Source organism: Bacillus fungorum (genome assembly GCF_002746455.1).
Classification (GTDB): Bacteria; Bacillota; Bacilli; order Bacillales; family Bacillaceae_G; genus Bacillus_A; species Bacillus_A fungorum.
Genome location: NZ_NWUW01000006.1, coordinates 174,743 through 192,571, shown reverse-complemented (window position 1 = coordinate 192,571; position 17,829 = coordinate 174,743). Strand labels below are relative to the sequence as shown.

The window sequence follows — 17,829 nt, the reverse complement described above, 5'->3', positions numbered from 1 at the left end:
TATCATTCATTCTCACATTGATTGTGCATCTGTTTCGTCTACAGTAGTATGTATATCAAGCTCTCGATGTATATTTTTCTGTATAAACGTTAGCTCAAATACTTCCTTTAACTTACGAACAGGAATAATTTCAATTCCTTTTATTGTGTATAAAAACGGTTGCATGTTTTCAGCTGGAATAATAACTTTCTTAGCACCTGCTTTTTTCGCGGCTTTTATTTTTGCGTACACACCACCAATAGGCTTCACTTCCCCATGTATACTTATCTCACCGGTCATCGCTACTTCATTATTTACATACGTACGATGCACTGCTGAATATACACCTGTTGCCATAGCAATTCCTGCCGAAGGCCCATCAATCGGGATACCTCCTGGAAAATTAATATGTATATCGTACCCTTCTGGCAACACATCTAGAGAACGAAGTACTGTTAATACATTATCTACAGAACCTTTCGCCATACTTTTACGGCGAATTGATTTCGTTTGACTACCAATACTTTCCTCTTCAACAATTCCGGTAACATTTACCGATCCTTTATCTTTCGCCTTGATTGCCGTTACTTCAATTTCTAATAACGCGCCTGTATTTGGTCCGTATACAGCAAGTCCATTTACAAGACCAATCCTTGGAATAGGATAAATACGTTTTTCATACTTCGGTGTAAGCTGACTAGAGTGAACAACCCACTCTATATCTTCATCTTTAATGAAAGAACGTTCTTCATTTATTGCCATTCCAGCAGAAATTTGTACAAGATTAATCGCTTCTCGTCCATTTCTTGCATACATTCCAATCATTTCGATACCATTTTCACCGATTTGCATTTCCACTTTGTCAGCTGCATTCTTCGCTACTTTTTGAATTTCTTCCGTATCTAACTCACGGAAAAACACTTCTAAACAGCGCGACCGAATAGCAGGAGGAATCTCCTCTGGAGAACGTGTCGTCGCCCCAACTAAGCGAAAATCGGCTGGTAAACCTTTTTGAAAAATGTCATGTATATACGTTGGAATCATCGTATTCTCTTCACTATAGTATGCACTTTCCAAAAACACTTTCCGATCTTCTAGCACCTTTAACATTTTGTTCATTTGAATCGGATGTAGTTCACCAATCTCATCAATAAACAAAATACCACCATGCGCATCTGTTACCGCGCCTTTTTTCGGTTGCGGAATACCTGCTTGCCCCATGGCACCAGCACCTTGATAAATTGGATCATGCACCGAGCCAATTAAAGGGTCTGCAATTCCACGTTCATCAAACCGTGCTGTCGTCGCATCCAGTTCAATAAATGTTGCATTCGTACGAAATGGAGATTTCGGATTTTGTTTCGCTTCTTCTAATACGAGCCGTGCTGCCGCAGTTTTTCCGACACCTGGTGGGCCATATATAATCACATGTTGCGGGTTCGGGCCACAAAGAGCCGCTTTTAACGACTTAATCCCGTCCTCCTGCCCTACAATATCTAAAAAGGATGTAGGACGCACCTTTTCCGCAAGCGGCTCTGTTAAAGAAATCTCGCGCATTTTACGAAGCTGTTCTAATTCTTTTTTCGATTCTCGATCAATTGAAACTTTTTGTGTTCGCTGATTTCGAAGTAAATGCCAAAAATATAATCCGACAATTACACCAAAAACAAGTTGAACAAGTAAAAATATATTTGTCCAGCTCATCATTTACTTCCTCCCGCAATGTTTTATCTTTTAGTATTTCCGCGGAGGAACATAGCTAAACATAAAGAAAAACAGCAATTATAAAAATTGCTGTTTCTCTTTCGCATTATGCAGATGTTTTTGTATCAAGTACAGTACCGTCTTGTAACACCAATTTTGGTGGTGCATTATCAGCTACTGTTTCTTTTGTAAGAACACACTTCTCGATATCTTTACGAGATGGAAGTTCGAACATTACATCCAGCATTAAGCCTTCAATAATAGAACGAAGTCCACGAGCACCCGTTTTACGTTCAATTGCTTTTTTCGCAATTTCAATTAGTGCGCCTTCTTCAAACTCTAACTCAACATCGTCAAGCTCCAATAGTTTTTGGAATTGCTTAACAAGTGCATTTTTCGGTTTCGTTAAAATATCAACAAGAGCATCTTCATCAAGCGGCTCTAGGTTCGCAATAACTGGAAGACGACCGATAAACTCTGGAATTAAACCAAACCTTAAAAGGTCCTCTGGTAATACGTGAGATAAAACATGCTTCTCATTTACATCAGCATTTTTCTTCTCAGAACCAAATCCAATTACTTTTTCACCAAGACGACGTTTAATAATTGGCTCGATGCCATCAAACGCTCCACCACAGATGAATAAGATATTCGTTGTATCAATTTGAATAAACTCTTGGTGTGGATGCTTACGACCACCTTGAGGTGGAACGCTTGCTACAGTACCTTCTAAAATTTTCAGAAGTGCCTGCTGCACACCTTCACCAGATACATCACGTGTAATTGATGGATTTTCGGATTTACGTGCCACTTTATCAATCTCATCAATATAAATGATTCCTTTTTCCGCTTTCTCTACATCATAATCAGCTGCTTGGATTAATTTTAGTAAGATGTTTTCTACATCTTCCCCAACGTATCCAGCTTCAGTTAAAGATGTTGCGTCCGCGATTGCAAATGGAACATTTAAAATACGCGCTAACGTTTGTGCCAGTAATGTTTTACCACTACCTGTTGGCCCGATAAGTGCGATATTACTCTTCGCTAATTCTACATCATCAATTTTGCTGTTAGAATTAATGCGTTTGTAATGATTATATACCGCTACCGCTAGTGCTTTTTTCGCGTTATCTTGTCCGATGACATACTCATCTAAGATTTCACGAATTTCTACCGGTTTCGGTACATCTTTGAATTCTACTTCTTCGTCTTTCGCAAGCTCCTCTTGTACAATTTCAGTACAAAGTTCGATACACTCGTCACAAATGTAAACACCTGGACCTGCAACTAACTTTCGAACTTGCGTTTGTGTTTTACCACAGAAAGAACATTTTAATTGCCCTTTTTCATCATTAAATTTAAACATATTTTCACACCCCTTACAAAGTGCTAACCTCTTGCCTTCGTATGTACACGATAAATGTATCGTATGTAAATACATATTATGTCACTACGTGGCGAGAAATACAAATAATATGACTAGTTATGTACAAATAAAAAGTTTTTAAAACTTTTGAAATATGTATATTCGACTTATTAAGGAAGTTTTCCTTCTTCATCGAAAAGTTTTATAAATATATTTCTATATTTATAAAACAAGGCACGATTAAAATCGCGCCTTGTTATTTTATTATGCAGCGTTCTCTACTAAGAAATCTACAGCTTTACGCACTTTAAGATCTTCAGCTAAAGCGTCTACGCTTCCAAGAGCTTGCTTGATAGCGTCTACTGGCATACCGTACATTTCAGCCATTTTTTCAACTTCTGCAGTTACTTCTTCTTCAGTAACTTCGATGTTTTCAGCTTCAATGATAGCTTCAAGAACAAGGTTGATTCTTACGCGTTTTTGAGCGTCTTCTTTCATTTGCTCTTTTAACTTGTCAGCGTCAGTACCTGTGAATTGGTAGTAAAGCTCAAGGTTCATACCTTGTTGGCTTAAACGTTGCTCGAATTCACGAACCATACGATCTAACTCAGTGTCGATCATAGCTTCTGGAATGTCGATTTCAGCGTTAGCAGCAGCTAATTCTACTACTTCGTCACGTACTTTGTGCTCAGCTTCGTGCTTTTTGCCTTCTTCTAAGTTTGTACGAAGTTTTGCTTTTAATTCATCAAGAGTTGCAACCGCTTCGTCCGCTTCTTTAGCGAACTCGTCGTTTAACTCAGGAAGTTCTTTTGTTTTGATTTCGTGAATTGTTACTTTGAATGTTGCTGGTTTGCCAGCTAATTCAGCAGCATGGTACTCTTCTGGGAATGATACTTCAACGTCTTTAGACTCACCAGATTTAAGACCAATTACTTGCTCTTCGAAACCTGGGATGAATGTACCAGAACCGATTGCTAGAGAGTAGTTTTCGCCTTTTCCGCCTTCAAATGCTTCGCCATCAACGAAACCTTCGAAGTCGATTACAGCTGTATCACCGTTTTCAACAGTTCCTTCTTCTTTAACAACTAGTTCAGCTTGACGCTCTTGTAAAGATTTTAATTCGTTCTCTACATCTTCGTCAGTTACAGTTGTTTCAACTTTTTCTACTGCTAAACCTTTGTACTCACCTAATTTAACTTCAGGTTTCACTGTTACTTTTGCAGTGAAGATAAGGTTAGCATTTTTTTCGAACTTCTCGATGTCGATTTCAGGATGAGCAACTGGGAAGATACCAGCTTCATCGATCGCTTCACCGTATGCTTTTGGTAAGATGATATCTAAAGCATCTTGGTATAAAGATTCGATACCAAAGCGTTGTTCGAATAACGGACGAGGCATTTTTCCTTTACGGAAACCTGGTACGTTAATTGTTTTTACTACTTTTTTGAACGCAGCGTCGATAGAGTTATTTACTTCTTTAGCATCAACTTCGATTGTTAGAACGCCTACGTTACCTTCTAATTTTTCCCATTTTGTAGCCATTTATTCTTTCCCTCCAACTATAATAATGTATGCACATACCTCTATAGATTAAGATCTTCATTATCTCTTTTTTGAAATAACAAAAGTACAAATAATCCTCTAGCAAAAGCTTTCAGATATAATGTTCCAATCTACTAATTGCCTAAAAGACAACTACGGTATATTTTGTTCGAGAATAATATGAAACATATTAAGTAAGAGAATTACACTTCTCTTCTCTTACAAACAGGCAGATTTCTGCCTTTTGCAACCCTTACATTATAACATAGAATATGCTCGTTTCAAGAACCGAACGATTCTTTTTCATAATTATACGGGCAAATATCCTTCTCTTTCAACACGTAATAACCATTGATAAGCAATATGAAACTCTTCTAATTCAATATTATACGCTATCATAAGTTCTTCTTCATCAATAGTCAATCCGAAACGCTTTCTTCCAATTCTCTCTAAAACAGCAGCCCAAATCTCGACTTTATCCATTAATAGAGCGAATGGGAAAACGCTAATTTGCAACTCTTTCCAATATGTAACCATCGCATCAAATATATCGGGATACTTTTGCTCTAATCGGCTTGATAATGTATGTATAATGTTATCGGATTGCTCCTCATTATGACCTGTAAATGCTGGAATCACCTTAATCGTATCCCCAAACTTCTCTACCTCTATCTCTTCTTCTATTTGATTTTCTATCATTTTATACAAAATAGAAGTTTTCAAATAAGGGTGCTGTTTTTCGTCTATTAAAAATTTCTTTAAAATAGGTAATGCAAGATCCAAGTCTTTTAACGAAAGTTGCTGAATCGCTCTTAGCTTTTGCCCAAAGTTTTCTCCAAACATTTCATTAGTAAATTCATCTAATTCAAAATTCGAATCGACTAGTGACGTATCTACTTCATTTAACATACCTTCTGCAAATAAAGCGAGCTGTGCTAGTTTTTCCTTTTGTTCAGGCATTATATCTTTCGTTTGCAAAACTTTTTCAACGGTTTCAATTACACCTTCATAATCATTTGTTTGAACTAAAATTGTCACATACGTTTCAAGAATATCACCAAATAATACAGCCCCTGTTTCAAGCAACTGTTCACATTTGTCTTTCGCTTCTTCCATACGCTTTAACTCTAACAAACAAATAACTGAAGCTAGTTCCGTTTGTTCCGTTTCTGCATTATACTGACGTAATATTTCAAAGCAGCGCAATGCATCTTCGAATTTTCGCTCTTTCAGTGCTAAAAAACCTTCATCAATATATCGCTCTGATAGTTGCGGAAACAATACGACCGTATTTTCTTTTTTATCCATACGTCCGCCTCTTTTTCTAGATTTTAATTATCTTTAAAGTAAATATATCAAATGAGTAATGAGAACACAACATCCCAAAACCCTTTGTTTGAAATATGAAAATATTTAATTTTTCTATTTCAATATAAACAAATCCTTACTAAAAATTAAAAATGTACAAATAAAAATCCTCAGCAATTAAAGCAGAGGATTTATCATTAATGGAAAGCTTTTATAATAGTGGGGTATATAACAAGGGTAATAATTTGGAGAACAATAATTGCCATAATAATCATGCTAAAATAGAAGATCGGTTTACTTCGCTTCATTAAAAACATAATGATAAGCATCGTACAAGCAAACAAACTTAAGAAGAACAAACTCGTTGTCGAACTAAGTATACCACTTGGGACAAAAAACAATAACACTACACTACAAGTACCTATAATTCCAAATAACCATTCCATCCATTCACTCATTCCCTCTCAATGGTAGTTCCCTCTAAGCGATTAAATGTTTCACAACATCAACTACATACGTTAGTTTCTCATACGCTACAAATCCAAAAGCAACTGTTAAACCGGTTACGATTAATCCTTTCATCATTTCTTCCTCCTCGTTTTATCGTTGTTACCTTCATTATAGAGGATTAGCAATTTGTTACCATCGAACTACCTTACAGTTACCTTACAGAATTGTAAGATTTCAAAAATAATTTAAAATCATGTTAATATATTTTTGTACAATTAAGAATTTTTTACAAGGGGGATTATATATGTTCAAAAAAGTAGCTGCTGATGTTTTAGGATTAAGTGATGTAGGTTCTGTCATTACACCGAAAGATTACGATAAAGTCGACGCTGATGATTACGTAATGCATGAAGATGGGGAGAAAATTTACTTTCTAATTAAATCGAAATCAGATGAATATTGCTTCACAAACAAAGGATTACTCCATCTAGATGGTACAAGTGCGACAAGTAAAAAACGTACACTACGCCGCTTTAGTTATAGCAAATATCAAATTAAAAACGTAGCACTTGAAACTGCGGGAACGATTGATTTAGATGTAGAAATTAAGTTTCAAATGGGGGATGAGCATTATTCAATTGATATTCATAAAAAACATATTGAGGAATTAAAAGATTTATATAAAGCTTTACTTAAAATAGAAGAAATTTCATACGACAACGACATTACATTACAATATGCACACAAAAGTTTAGATATGGCATCTAACGCTTTCAGCCGTATTTCAAACGCACAAGTAAATTTAGCAGAGCAATTTAAAGAAATGAACGAGATTGCCTTTAACTGGCTTGTTGATACGAAGAAGCAATATAACGTGAAAGATTATGGTTTTGTCTTTGACAAATTTATTAATAACTAATTTAAAATAAACAAAAAACCTTGTTATCAAAAAATAACAAGGTTTTGTTAGCGTCCCAGGAGAGGTTCGAACTCTCGGCCCGCTCATTTCCGTACTATTTTATATATTTTGATCGCAGTCTTAATATATCTTCTCCTTCGCGAATGCCTGCCGATCCCTTCCTCACATTTTTTACGACAGTCCAATTCGGGTTAGTTTCATCACCGATGTTCTGTACTGTAAAGTTGCCATCACCATATTTCCGTTGACCTTCTGCCAATTTCTCCGTTAAATCATTCTCATTTGATCTCGCCATCTTTGCGCCATCTCCCTTTTTATACAACCTTTTTAAACCGTCTAACCAATCACAGGTCCAGTCAATTGGAGATTCTCGTTTTCCGCTTCTATTAATTGTAACACACTATCAGGGATAAGTTCCGATAACGGCTGCTCAGTCGTACTAGAATGGTAAAAAGTTTTATAACATTCTAAGTGAAAAATTAGGAGAATACGGATATGGATTTAAATTCCATCATAAGCCTATTGATTCTTTAAATTAAATAAGAGGAATAAAGCGCATAAATGGTGTTCTTTTCTTAATGTACTTTAATCCGTTACACATAATAATTACCATATATTACGTTATATTTTTTACACCTTTTGCACATATATCAATTTGTAGACAAACAAAAACCTTGTTACCAAAAGATAACAAGGTTTTCTTAGCGTCCCAGGAGAGATTCGAACTCCCGACCGACGGCTTAGCTTACCACCATAGCTTTCGCTACCAGCAATTACTGTTTGTAGTCTGGACTATATCTTCACCATTTCAGGTGCGACACGTGTAGTCTCTACGGAACCTCACGATGATTTCCATCATACTTTAGAGTCTTTACCATTAAGTTTCACTTAATCATTCAAAACTCCTTAATCTTTTTCAAGATCGTAAGTTTCCTCGGTATTACCATCAGCCGAACTGTTAAGGCTTCACCGATATAGTGTCGTCCACTTTATAGGTTCTTGTTTCCCTATAAAGGCTCCTATTTTTCTTGAAGGCCGTTGCTCTATCCTGCTGAGCTACTGGGACATGGAGCGGGTGAAGAGAATCGAACTCTCGACCAGAGCTTGGAAGGCTCTTGTTTTACCACTAAACTACACCCGCATATGTTATTTTACTTTCTTCGTTAGCGCTGTTGCCCTATCGACAATATTTATTATATGTATAACCATACATAAAGTCAACACCTTTTTTAAAAAGAGGATAAATTTTCTTATCCTCTTTTTAAAACTGCTTGTTCAACTAGCTGTCCATCTAGTGTTTCAAAACGAACTTCCATTTGATTTTCATCCACTTCTAATAAAGCAAATGTTTTTTCTACACGCTGACGCGGTAATAAAACACTGCCTGGATTAATAAATAAAACACCGTCGATTAATTCCGCACCTAATACGTGAGAGTGTCCGAAGCATGCAACTTGCGCCCCTACCTCTTCTGCACGGTACGCTAATGTTTGTAATGTCATTTTCACGTTATGACGATGTCCGTGCACAACTACGAAACGAATGCCATCTACATCAGTTACAATTTCATCTTGAAAGTTAGCATAATCACAGTTCCCTTTTACAACATGGAAACCTTGCAGCTCTTCATGAGCAGGCGTTAGCTCTGAATCACCGCAATGAATCATGATATCTACTTTCCCTTCATACTTCTCTTTTAACTGCTGTAATTCCTTCACAGAGCTATGACTATCGCTTACGATTAAAGCTTTCATCAATCTCTCTCCCTTATTCTCCTAAAAACCATTCAGGGATTTTTTCTTCTAATTTACGAAGAGCACGTCCGCGGTGACTAATAGCATTTTTCTCATCTGAACTTAGTTCCGCCATCGCTTTTTTATATTCTTCCACATAAAAGATTGGATCATATCCAAAGCCGTTTTCCCCGCGGCGCTGTTCTAAAATATAGCCTTCGCACGTCCCATTTACAATGACAGGTTTTTTATCAACTTCTGGGAAAGCCACTGCTAACGCACAGTAGAAACGAGCTTTACGCTTTTCAAACGCTACGTCATTTAATTCTTGTAAAACTTTATCAATATTCGCTTGATCATCTTTCGGCTCTCCAGCAAAACGAGCTGAATACACACCTGGTTTTCCATTTAAAGCATCTACAATAAGACCTGAATCATCCGCAATTACAATCGCATTCAGCTGTCTACTCAAACTATCCGCTTTTAAGATCGCATTTTCTTCAAATGTTTCACCAGTTTCTTCGACTTCTTCAATATGAGGAAAATCGTGTAATGATTTCACTTCTAAATCAAATCGCTCAAATAACTCAGCAAATTCACGTACTTTCCCCATATTTTTTGTCGCTACAACAACTTGTTTCATATTTTCCACCTCTACTCTATATGAGATACGATGTCACCTAACGCTTCTTTTTGCATGTCAATCAGTTGGAAAATGCCTTGTTCTGCAGCATCAAGCAATTCATTTAACTGCGCTCTGCTAAACGTCGCTTCTTCTCCAGTTCCTTGCACTTCAACAAATTGACCTTTCCCAGTCATAATTACATTCATATCAACGTCTGCTTTAGAATCTTCTGCGTAGTTTAAATCTAAAACAACGCCTTGCTCTTCAACAATCCCTACTGACGTTGCTGCTAAATAATCTTTCACTGGAATTTTAGATACTTTTTCTGCTTGTAATAACTTCTCAAACGCTAATACCATCGCTACATATGCACCTGTAATAGAAGCAGTTCTCGTTCCACCATCCGCTTGAATAACATCACAATCAATCCAAACCGTTCTCTCACCAAGGGCTTCTAAGTCAACTACCGCACGTAATGCTCTTCCAATTAAGCGTTGGATTTCCATTGTACGCCCTGTTACTTTCCCTTTACTTGACTCCCTGATTGTACGTTGTTCTGTCGCACGTGGAATCATCGCATATTCAGCTGTTACCCAGCCCTTTCCTTCTCCACGCATAAACGGCGGGACACGCTCTTCAATTGTCGCTGAGCAAATTACCTTTGTATCCCCAACCTCAATTAACACTGATCCTTCTGGATGTTTTAAATAATTCGTATGAATATGTATATGGCGTAATTCTGTTTTCTCTCTACCATCTACTCGCATAAAAATAACCTCCTCATAACTACTTGTTAGTATAGCCAAATTTAAATGTATGATATGTATACAATAAAAGAAGGGGAACCCAAAAAGCTATTCCCCTTTCTTACTTAAGTATATCAAATTATTGGCGATTAAAAACTACCTGTATTCACGTTTTCTGGACGATCTACAGGTTTTATTAACTTTCCACCCTTTTCATCTATAAGATTTGCTTTACCATTTACTTCAATAGAAACACTTTTCACGCCTTTCTTTTCTGTTAAAGATAAAACTAATGACTTCAATACGTAATTTGAAATCATATTTTTATCTGGGTTTATAAATATATTTTCATTAAAGTTTAATGTAAGATTTCCATCTTGTAATTTCGGATTCGTAATCAGCTTAACTCCTGGATTGAAATCGTTCAGAAGAGATTGATGAATCGGCCCTTTTACAAGTTCATCTACAATTGCTGCATAATCATTTTCTTTCCCTTCTACAACGCGGCGTGTTACTGGTACGTAGTATTGCTGTTTATTATTATTTTGTGCCATAAAATAAAGTGTAACTGGTTTTGTATTTGTGACATCCGCCACTTGTTCATCATCGAAATTGATACCGTTCGCACGGCTCACACCTTCCCCAAGCGGTGTACCACCAATAGGCATCTTCGCCAATTTCTCGCCATTTATTTGGAACTGCACTTGTTTTACTTCTTTAAATTGCGTCAACGTCCACGCTATTGACTCAATAATTTGACGCTCTTCTTCTTTTGCATAGTTTTTCATTTCTTTAGAAAAATCAATGACTGCCGTCCCATCTTTTTTCAAATCTAGTGTCATTGATGTATTTGCTGGAATGACTGCGCGGAACCCATTCGGTAATAAATTCGTTACCGGTCCATCTTTCACAAGGTACTCTAACGTTTGCTGAATAACCTCATTTGCTTTCGGAGTAGGTATAGCTAACGTTTGTGGTACAACATAACCATTTTTATCAACAAGGTATAGTTCTCTATTCACCGTTTGTCCTTGCTTATCTTTCTTAGCTACTTCTTTCTTTCCACCCTCTGTATACGTAACTTGTTTTGGCGGATCAATTTGTTCCGTTGCTTTCTCCTGATTTATAAAGCCACACCCTGTTAGTAAAACAGCGCTCACAGTAGCACCAACAACCCATTTAAAAGTGGATTTAGGCATGCCATTCCCCCCTAAAATCTAAGTTTGTACTATTATGTATACGAGCTGTTTCATGTTTTAGAACTAGCTGTGCTTCCTACAAACAAAAAACTCCTGATTTCTCAGGAGTTCACTTATATGAATGCTACTATTATTCTTTTTCTAAATGAATATGTTTCACATTTTCAATCGGTTGACCGAACCATTTTGATGCAATTTCTTTAAATAGACCTATTTTTCCTGTTGTTAAGAAGAGATGATCACTTTGTTCCTCTCCCTCATTCAACATTTTACTATGGTATAAAATTGTACTTACTTCACGCGCTGTTTCATCACCTGAACTAATCAGTTGCACTTTATCACCCATTACTTGTTTAATAACAGGACCTAAAATTGGATAATGTGTACAACCTAAAATAAGTGTATCAATATCAGTATTCTTCAGCGGTTGCAACGTTTCTCTTACAACTTCATATGCCATTTCACTTTCGAAATTGCCACTCTCTACAAGCTCAACGAAAGGCGGACACGCTAAACTTTCTACCATAACACGGTTATTAATAGACTTTAGCGCTTCTTCGTATGCACCACTTTTCACCGTTCCAATCGTTCCAATAATCCCAACATGATACGTGTTTGTCATTTTTAAAGCTGTACGTGACCCTGGGTGAATAACTCCTACCACTGGAATTGGTAATTGTTTCTGCATCTCTTCTAATACAACTGCAGTTGCTGTATTACATGCAATAACTAACATTTTGATATTTAAATCTAGTAAATGCTCCGTCATTTCCCACGTAAATTGACGCACTTCTTCTCGAGAACGTGGACCATAAGGGCAACGTGCTGTATCCCCTAAATATATAATGCGCTCTTTCGGCAACTGACGAATTAATTCCTTCGCTACTGTTAAACCGCCAACTCCTGAATCGATAACACCGATTGCTCTATTCAACTTCATCACCCGTTTTCTCATTCATCATCTTATTTTATCATTATATTTTACACACTTTAAGTTCGCGCACTTAAACTGCTTCTATATGAAAATTTTCATTTGTACCTGTATAGACTAGGACCTTTTTTATTTTGCTCCTTTTTTTCGTAATTTGCAATAAAAAAGCGACACGCTTAAATTCACGAGGTATACCGTTCGGAATAGACACTCTATCAATAGGTACTCTACCGCCCTTTATCGACACAATATCAACATCAAACTTAGCTTTTTCAAATACATTATAAGGAGCTGCGAGCTCTTCAAGCCACAAACCAGTCGGGTGTCCATTCATATCATGAGCACTTGTTGAAACTAACAATATCCTTTTCAACATATCCCTTCCTTACTACCTATTTATGTATGGAGTGTTCTTATCATTCATACAGAACATGAAACAGACAGAAAAATAGCCGACTCTTCATATAAAAGTCGGCTTTCTTTTTATAGTTCGAGCTCTCCCATGCGAAGAAGCTCAACAACTGCTTGTGAACGTCCTTTAACTCCTAGCTTTTGCATTGCGTTTGAGATGTGATTACGTACTGTTTTTTCACTGATAAAAAGTTCACCTGCAATTTCCTTCGTTGTTTTATCTTGAACCAGCAATTCAAATACTTCTCTCTCTCTCTTTGTGAGTAACGGTTTAGATTGATACGCTTTTTCCTTCAACTGGTATAACCCTCCTTGCTTAAGCCAGAGCCGTGTATGTGTAAGTTGGGTGTTTATTTAGTCAAGATATTGTATGAACGAAATGTGCGGGTGGTGAATGAAAATGGGCTTTATTTCACATGTTATTTTAGACTTTTATACAGTGCGTACACTCTTTGTATCCACTCACTTTTCTGTACGCCATATTTGTTCTAGTAATATGCTGACAACTGTACCTACGAATAAACCATTTCCGAATATATATTGCATAACAGACGGTAAGGACTGGAGTGCTCCAGACGGCAAAAACATAACACCGCTGCCAAATAATACTGCAACGCCTAAAATTGTTACATTCCTTTCATTAAGCTCCACTTGTTTTATATTATTTAATCCAATTCCAATTAGCTGTACGAAAGAAGCCATTAAAACCGCAGATGCAACAGCGGACGGTAAAGATGCTAAATAACGAATAATACTTGGAAACAGCGACATTACGACTAGTAACATACATGCTAGTAAGAACGAGCGTATATATTTTTGTTTCGTTAAACGTATAAACCCTGCCGTTGCTGGTAACGGCACGACACCTACAGTTGAAAATACAGAAGAAATGATATGCGAAACCCCTCCAACCCACGTACCACCCTTCAACTGTTTCTGTTCAATAGTCGCTTTTTGAATAGTGGCTTGATTAATTGCTATAATAGCTGCCACTGTATTTGAAACTAAAATACATACCATAACGAAACTTGATACAGCCATACCTGTATTCCATTTCGGAAGTCCCCAAGCAAATATTTGTGGAAATTGCACAAAATGAGTTACTTGAGATGGAATCGTCACTTTTCCTGCAATTAGAAAAAGAATCCACCCACTAATTAATCCTATTAAAACCGCATAACTTTTGACAAAACCTTTTCCAAAATTAGATAGTATAATAACGAACAGAAATATACTAAACGCAATTAATGCTGTAAATCCATCAATTTGAGAAACAGTAGCTGTAATTCCTAGCATTCCTTTTAGAAATACACCGCTTAATTGTAAACATAATAAAAGTAAAAACGTCCCTGTCACAAGCGGCGTAAATAAAAATAAAATACGTACGATAAAACCAGTTACTCCTAATCCTATTAAAATAACACCGGAAATTGTCATTCCTAATTCTAAAATTTGCAATGTACTATGTAATTGATCTTGCCCGACAGTTGCATAAGCAAGTACGGTAAATACTCCAACCCAAGATCCAGCCGGCCCATCCGCAATTGGCAGTCTATGTCCAAGCCACCCTTGTAAAAAAGAAGATATACCAACTACAAAAAACGTACGCTGCATTAAATAAAATATTTCTTCCGTCGTAAGATGAAATAATCCGCCAACGACAATTGGTAGTGCGATTGAATTCGCTAATAAAAATATAAACCATTGCAAAGTTCCCATAATATGATTTTGATTATGTTGATTGTCCAAATTTTCCATCCCTCCTAGCTTCCCTATAAGAAATATATTGTAAGCATAAAAAAGAAGGGTTCTACACTCACAATTAGAACCCTCTCAAAACATTTAAACGATTCCTTTACACAAGATTATTTAATTTCACCTCTTTTAAACTTCCAACAACAATATTTCCTTTATGCACGACTAAATGCTTCTCTGTTTGACGCGCTACCGCTTCAGCAGTACATGTTGCATTTGTCAAAACAAAACTTGCTTCATCTCCTACATTCGGCCATGCTCGTTTCCCTTCATTGTTTAACGTCTCTTTTCCACCCGTAATAAAGCGAAGTGCTTTTCCTAAAGACCTTTCATCACTCCACCCAAAACGTTCCGCCAATCGATTTGCCTTTTGCAGCATATCACCCGTTCCAAACGGCGACCAATGATCTGTAATACTATCATTTCCTAATGAAACTTTCACACCTTTTTTATCTAATAACGGAATTGGGATTACTTGTTTCCCTATTGGCACCGTTGAAGTGATATCAATGTTTAAAGCAGCTAGTCTTTCCGCCACTTCTTCACCTTCTTTATTCGTAACACCGCCAAGTCCAATAATCGGATCAACATTACAATGCGTTCTTATATTCGTCGCACCATTTCGAAGCAATAATTCTAGCATACTTTCCGCCCTATCTTGAGCAGTTGCTAATTGCTTTGGCAAAATCTTTTTTTCCTCATTAAAGCGTGTAAAAATACTTTCTGCTGGCATGCAAGCTTTCCAAGGGCCACTATAATAGGTTTTATCAATGTGAATATGCATCTCTTCAAAAGCGGGCAAAATTAATAAGCGATTGGCATCAAGAATGAGTATCCCTTCCTCTTGAGCAGCCCCCGCTGTAATTTTTTTAATTCGTCCATCTTCAATGAGTAAACTACATAACCCTGTTTCTGTTTTGAAAATTCCCCCTTCTTCATATATATATCCTAATTCAATCATTACGTTCGTTAACCAATATACTGTCATCTTTATTTCCCACCCTTTATTAAAAATCACCTTATACCACTTACTATAATTTTAATATAAACTGAAAATTAAGATAATTAATACAGTCGTTCCAAAAAAAAAATGTCATACAACCTCATAGTCTTCTCATAAATTTCCATATAGAATAGAAGTATATAGCTTGATATAAAAAGGAGTGGATTGGAAGATGTCAAAAAGATTATACAAATCCGAAACTGATAAAATGCTATTTGGTATATGCGGTGGTTTAGGAGAATATTTTGATATTAGCTCTACTCTCATTCGCATACTTTGGGTCATTGCTGTTTTATGTTTTGGGACGGGGTTTTTAGTTTATTTTATTTGTTTATTACTTATGCCTCGTTCGTACTAGCGGCATCATGCATATACTTAATCAAAATATAAAAAATCACCTATAGAATTCTATAGGTGATTTTTTCATGAAGAGTATTTCATCGTTAAATGTAATACTGCCACTTCATCTTCTTCATTTTTATAACTATGTTTCTTATTCGCTTCAAATTGAATGGAGTCAAACTCATTTAATTCGTATACATCGCTTTCTACTTGAATCGATACTTTCCCTTTCATTACCGTTACAAGTTCAATAGCACCTTCATGATGAGCTTCTGGTTCATATATACTATTTGATCGTAAACAAGCACGATGCATTTCCATCCCCGTTTCTTTCGTATAACGGAACATCGTTTCTAAATGCCATGCTTGTCCTACATCTACTGCAAATCCCTCTCCGCAGCGCGCAACAGCTACAGGTTCTCCAACAACCATCAATCTCGATAAAGGAATTGATAATCCTTTCGTTATTTTCCAAATGACGGCTAACGTCGGATTCGTTTCGCCTCTTTCAATCTTTCCTAACGTTAATTTACTAACTCCTGTTTTTTGGGCTAATTCTTCTAAACTTAATTTTTGTTCATTTCGAATTTGTCTTAATAGCTGACCTACTTGGTGAATGACCTCTTTCGTTTGCATATCTTCATGTTCTTTCATCTATAAAACCACCTTAAAACATAAAATAGTTTACTTTCATAACAATAAAGTATATTATACTATACATAATTGTTAAATTTCGAAAGGAGTGCTATACTTCATGCGCGCAATTTTATTAGGCCTTTTATCATCAGCCTTTTTTTCTGCAACCTTTATTATTAATCGAGCGATGAATATATCTGGAACGAGCTGGGCTTGGACAGCTTCCTTCCGTTTTTTATTTGCTCTCCCTATTTTATTCCTTATCGTTTTATTTCGCAAAAACTTTAACGGGTTATGGGAAGAGTTAAAGAAACATCCATTGGCATGGATCGGGTGGGGTTCTGTTGCTGGTATTGGTTTCTATTCTTTATTAAGTTTTGCAGCTGTCTTTTCTCCCGCTTGGCTCGTTGCTGGAACTTGGCAAGTTACGATATTAGCAGGTTTACTTTTATCACCACTATTTTTCGTTAAAATAGAGACGAAATCAGGAACAGAACTTGTACGCGGAAAAATTCCACTTCGCAGCTTATACGTTGCATTATTTATTTTACTTGGTGTAATTTGTATGCAAGCAACTGCCGCGGGCCACATTACAATAACTCAGTTCATTTCAGGCTTTTTACCTGTTGTGTTAGCTGCTTTCTTATATCCGTTCGGCAATCGGAAAATGATGGAACTTGTTGGCGGACGTCTCGATACGTTCCAACGCGTATTAGGAATGGCGATTGGAAGTCTCCCTATTACAATTTTACTTGGGATATACGGATTTTCTACTACAGGTATTCCAACATCAAGTCAAATGCTGCAAGGATTTTTATTAGCATTATGTTCTGGAGTTATTGCGACGATGACATTTTTCTTCGCTACTGACTTAGCAAAAGACAATCTTTCTCTACTTGGAGCTGTTGAAGCAACGCAAGCTGGAACGATGGTCTTTACCGTACTTGGCGAAATTGTTTTCTTGAATGGTTCATTCCCTGGTGGTCTTTCCCTATTTGGAATGATTATTATTATGTTAGGAATGGTTGCAAATAGCATTTTAAACCGTTCTGTTCCAGTCGTTAAACAGAAAAAAACAGCATAAAAAAGAGTATGGTTCTATAACAAAGAACCATACTCTTTTTTTATTGTCCCCCCTATTTCTCCTTATCAGAATAGTATTTCATTAGTTGTTCATACT

18 protein-coding genes, 1 tRNA gene and 1 pseudogene are annotated in these 17,829 nt (G+C 36.6%); 3 read left to right on the top strand and 17 right to left on the bottom strand.

Annotation, left to right across the window (positions count from 1 at the left end; all coding sequences use genetic code 11):
- Positions 1 to 12: 12 nt before the first annotated feature.
- From lonB to CO726_RS11290, 5 genes are all read right to left on the bottom strand, one after another.
- Positions 13 to 1,683 carry an ATP-dependent protease LonB gene (lonB, locus tag CO726_RS11310; RefSeq protein ID WP_136699562.1) on the bottom strand — a complete coding sequence of 557 codons (1,671 nt, stop codon included), beginning with the start codon at positions 1,681 to 1,683 and terminating at the stop codon, positions 13 to 15.
- Positions 1,684 to 1,789: 106 nt separating this feature from the next.
- Positions 1,790 to 3,049 (bottom strand): ATP-dependent protease ATP-binding subunit ClpX, encoded by a 1,260-nt coding sequence (gene clpX / locus CO726_RS11305; protein ID WP_000472281.1) that lies wholly within the window; start codon positions 3,047 to 3,049, stop codon positions 1,790 to 1,792.
- Positions 3,050 to 3,313: 264 nt separating this feature from the next.
- Complete coding sequence (gene tig / locus CO726_RS11300; protein ID WP_099684298.1) at positions 3,314 to 4,591, bottom strand: trigger factor; 1,278 nt, start codon at positions 4,589 to 4,591, stop codon at positions 3,314 to 3,316.
- 309 nt (positions 4,592 to 4,900) lie between these two features.
- Positions 4,901 to 5,899, bottom strand: coding sequence for a hypothetical protein (locus CO726_RS11295; RefSeq protein WP_099684297.1), 999 nt, complete (start codon positions 5,897 to 5,899; stop codon positions 4,901 to 4,903).
- A gap of 197 nt (positions 5,900 to 6,096) precedes the next feature.
- A complete protein-coding gene (locus tag CO726_RS11290; RefSeq protein ID WP_099684296.1) occupies positions 6,097 to 6,345 on the bottom strand; it encodes a hypothetical protein in 249 nt (82 codons plus the stop codon).
- Positions 6,346 to 6,653: 308 nt separating this feature from the next.
- Between CO726_RS11290 and CO726_RS11285 the strand changes: the two genes are divergently transcribed.
- Complete coding sequence (locus CO726_RS11285) at positions 6,654 to 7,268, top strand: PH domain-containing protein (protein WP_099684295.1); 615 nt, start codon at positions 6,654 to 6,656, stop codon at positions 7,266 to 7,268.
- A 94-nt stretch (positions 7,269 to 7,362) separates the two neighbouring features.
- Here the strand turns inward: CO726_RS11285 and CO726_RS11280 are convergent, their stop codons facing one another.
- From CO726_RS11280 to CO726_RS11230, 11 genes and pseudogenes are all read right to left on the bottom strand, one after another.
- Positions 7,363 to 7,563, bottom strand: coding sequence for a hypothetical protein (locus CO726_RS11280; protein ID WP_000124461.1), 201 nt, complete (start codon positions 7,561 to 7,563; stop codon positions 7,363 to 7,365).
- A gap of 772 nt (positions 7,564 to 8,335) precedes the next feature.
- Positions 8,336 to 8,409, bottom strand: a tRNA-Gly gene (locus tag CO726_RS11275).
- Between the two features lie 109 nt (positions 8,410 to 8,518).
- Positions 8,519 to 9,022 carry a metallophosphoesterase gene (locus tag CO726_RS11270; RefSeq protein ID WP_099684294.1) on the bottom strand — a complete coding sequence of 168 codons (504 nt, stop codon included), beginning with the start codon at positions 9,020 to 9,022 and terminating at the stop codon, positions 8,519 to 8,521.
- A gap of 13 nt (positions 9,023 to 9,035) precedes the next feature.
- The gene (locus CO726_RS11265) at positions 9,036 to 9,644 is read right to left on the bottom strand and encodes an XTP/dITP diphosphatase (protein ID WP_136699560.1); all 609 of its coding nucleotides are present in this window, start codon (positions 9,642 to 9,644) and stop codon (positions 9,036 to 9,038) included.
- A gap of 11 nt (positions 9,645 to 9,655) precedes the next feature.
- A complete protein-coding gene (gene rph / locus CO726_RS11260; RefSeq protein ID WP_001261765.1) occupies positions 9,656 to 10,393 on the bottom strand; it encodes a ribonuclease PH in 738 nt (245 codons plus the stop codon).
- A 128-nt stretch (positions 10,394 to 10,521) separates the two neighbouring features.
- Positions 10,522 to 11,571, bottom strand: coding sequence for a spore germination protein GerM (gerM, locus tag CO726_RS11255; protein WP_099684292.1), 1,050 nt, complete (start codon positions 11,569 to 11,571; stop codon positions 10,522 to 10,524).
- Positions 11,572 to 11,701: 130 nt separating this feature from the next.
- A complete protein-coding gene (gene racE, locus CO726_RS11250; protein ID WP_060632430.1) occupies positions 11,702 to 12,511 on the bottom strand; it encodes a glutamate racemase in 810 nt (269 codons plus the stop codon).
- 121 nt (positions 12,512 to 12,632) lie between these two features.
- Positions 12,633 to 12,878 (bottom strand): annotated as a pseudogene (locus tag CO726_RS11245) (type 1 glutamine amidotransferase domain-containing protein); the annotation flags it as partial.
- Between the two features lie 107 nt (positions 12,879 to 12,985).
- On the bottom strand, positions 12,986 to 13,210 hold the full coding sequence (gene gerE, locus CO726_RS11240) for a spore germination transcription factor GerE (RefSeq protein WP_000659484.1): 225 nt from the start codon (positions 13,208 to 13,210) through the stop codon (positions 12,986 to 12,988).
- A gap of 165 nt (positions 13,211 to 13,375) precedes the next feature.
- The gene (locus CO726_RS11235) at positions 13,376 to 14,671 is read right to left on the bottom strand and encodes a purine/pyrimidine permease (RefSeq protein ID WP_099684291.1); all 1,296 of its coding nucleotides are present in this window, start codon (positions 14,669 to 14,671) and stop codon (positions 13,376 to 13,378) included.
- A 97-nt stretch (positions 14,672 to 14,768) separates the two neighbouring features.
- Entirely contained in the window at positions 14,769 to 15,656 is an 888-nt protein-coding gene (locus CO726_RS11230) for an amidohydrolase family protein (protein ID WP_099684290.1), read from the bottom strand.
- A 187-nt stretch (positions 15,657 to 15,843) separates the two neighbouring features.
- On the opposite strand from CO726_RS11230, the gene CO726_RS11225 reads away from it, so the two are divergent.
- Positions 15,844 to 16,029 (top strand): PspC domain-containing protein, encoded by a 186-nt coding sequence (locus tag CO726_RS11225; protein ID WP_000044433.1) that lies wholly within the window; start codon positions 15,844 to 15,846, stop codon positions 16,027 to 16,029.
- A gap of 65 nt (positions 16,030 to 16,094) precedes the next feature.
- Here CO726_RS11225 and CO726_RS11220 read toward each other — a convergent pair whose 3' ends face one another.
- Positions 16,095 to 16,667, bottom strand: coding sequence for a helix-turn-helix domain-containing protein (locus tag CO726_RS11220; protein ID WP_099684289.1), 573 nt, complete (start codon positions 16,665 to 16,667; stop codon positions 16,095 to 16,097).
- 100 nt (positions 16,668 to 16,767) lie between these two features.
- Between CO726_RS11220 and CO726_RS11215 the strand changes: the two genes are divergently transcribed.
- Positions 16,768 to 17,733 (top strand): DMT family transporter, encoded by a 966-nt coding sequence (locus tag CO726_RS11215; RefSeq protein WP_099684288.1) that lies wholly within the window; start codon positions 16,768 to 16,770, stop codon positions 17,731 to 17,733.
- Positions 17,734 to 17,829: the final 96 nt, after the last annotated feature.

Coding starts and splice junctions, on each gene's coding strand:
- lonB (WP_136699562.1), bottom strand. CDS start 1,683: ATGAGCTGGACAAATATATTTTTACTTGTTCAACTTGTTTTTGGTGTA.
- clpX (WP_000472281.1), bottom strand. CDS start 3,049: ATGTTTAAATTTAATGATGAAAAAGGGCAATTAAAATGTTCTTTCTGT.
- tig (WP_099684298.1), bottom strand. CDS start 4,591: ATGGCTACAAAATGGGAAAAATTAGAAGGTAACGTAGGCGTTCTAACA.
- CO726_RS11295 (WP_099684297.1), bottom strand. CDS start 5,899: ATGGATAAAAAAGAAAATACGGTCGTATTGTTTCCGCAACTATCAGAG.
- CO726_RS11290 (WP_099684296.1), bottom strand. CDS start 6,345: ATGGAATGGTTATTTGGAATTATAGGTACTTGTAGTGTAGTGTTATTG.
- CO726_RS11285 (WP_099684295.1), top strand. CDS start 6,654: ATGTTCAAAAAAGTAGCTGCTGATGTTTTAGGATTAAGTGATGTAGGT.
- CO726_RS11280 (WP_000124461.1), bottom strand. CDS start 7,563: ATGGCGAGATCAAATGAGAATGATTTAACGGAGAAATTGGCAGAAGGT.
- CO726_RS11270 (WP_099684294.1), bottom strand. CDS start 9,022: ATGAAAGCTTTAATCGTAAGCGATAGTCATAGCTCTGTGAAGGAATTA.
- CO726_RS11265 (WP_136699560.1), bottom strand. CDS start 9,644: ATGAAACAAGTTGTTGTAGCGACAAAAAATATGGGGAAAGTACGTGAA.
- rph (WP_001261765.1), bottom strand. CDS start 10,393: ATGCGAGTAGATGGTAGAGAGAAAACAGAATTACGCCATATACATATT.
- gerM (WP_099684292.1), bottom strand. CDS start 11,571: ATGCCTAAATCCACTTTTAAATGGGTTGTTGGTGCTACTGTGAGCGCT.
- racE (WP_060632430.1), bottom strand. CDS start 12,511: ATGAAGTTGAATAGAGCAATCGGTGTTATCGATTCAGGAGTTGGCGGT.
- CO726_RS11235 (WP_099684291.1), bottom strand. CDS start 14,671: ATGGAAAATTTGGACAATCAACATAATCAAAATCATATTATGGGAACT.
- CO726_RS11230 (WP_099684290.1), bottom strand. CDS start 15,656: ATGACAGTATATTGGTTAACGAACGTAATGATTGAATTAGGATATATA.
- CO726_RS11225 (WP_000044433.1), top strand. CDS start 15,844: ATGTCAAAAAGATTATACAAATCCGAAACTGATAAAATGCTATTTGGT.
- CO726_RS11220 (WP_099684289.1), bottom strand. CDS start 16,667: ATGAAAGAACATGAAGATATGCAAACGAAAGAGGTCATTCACCAAGTA.
- CO726_RS11215 (WP_099684288.1), top strand. CDS start 16,768: ATGCGCGCAATTTTATTAGGCCTTTTATCATCAGCCTTTTTTTCTGCA.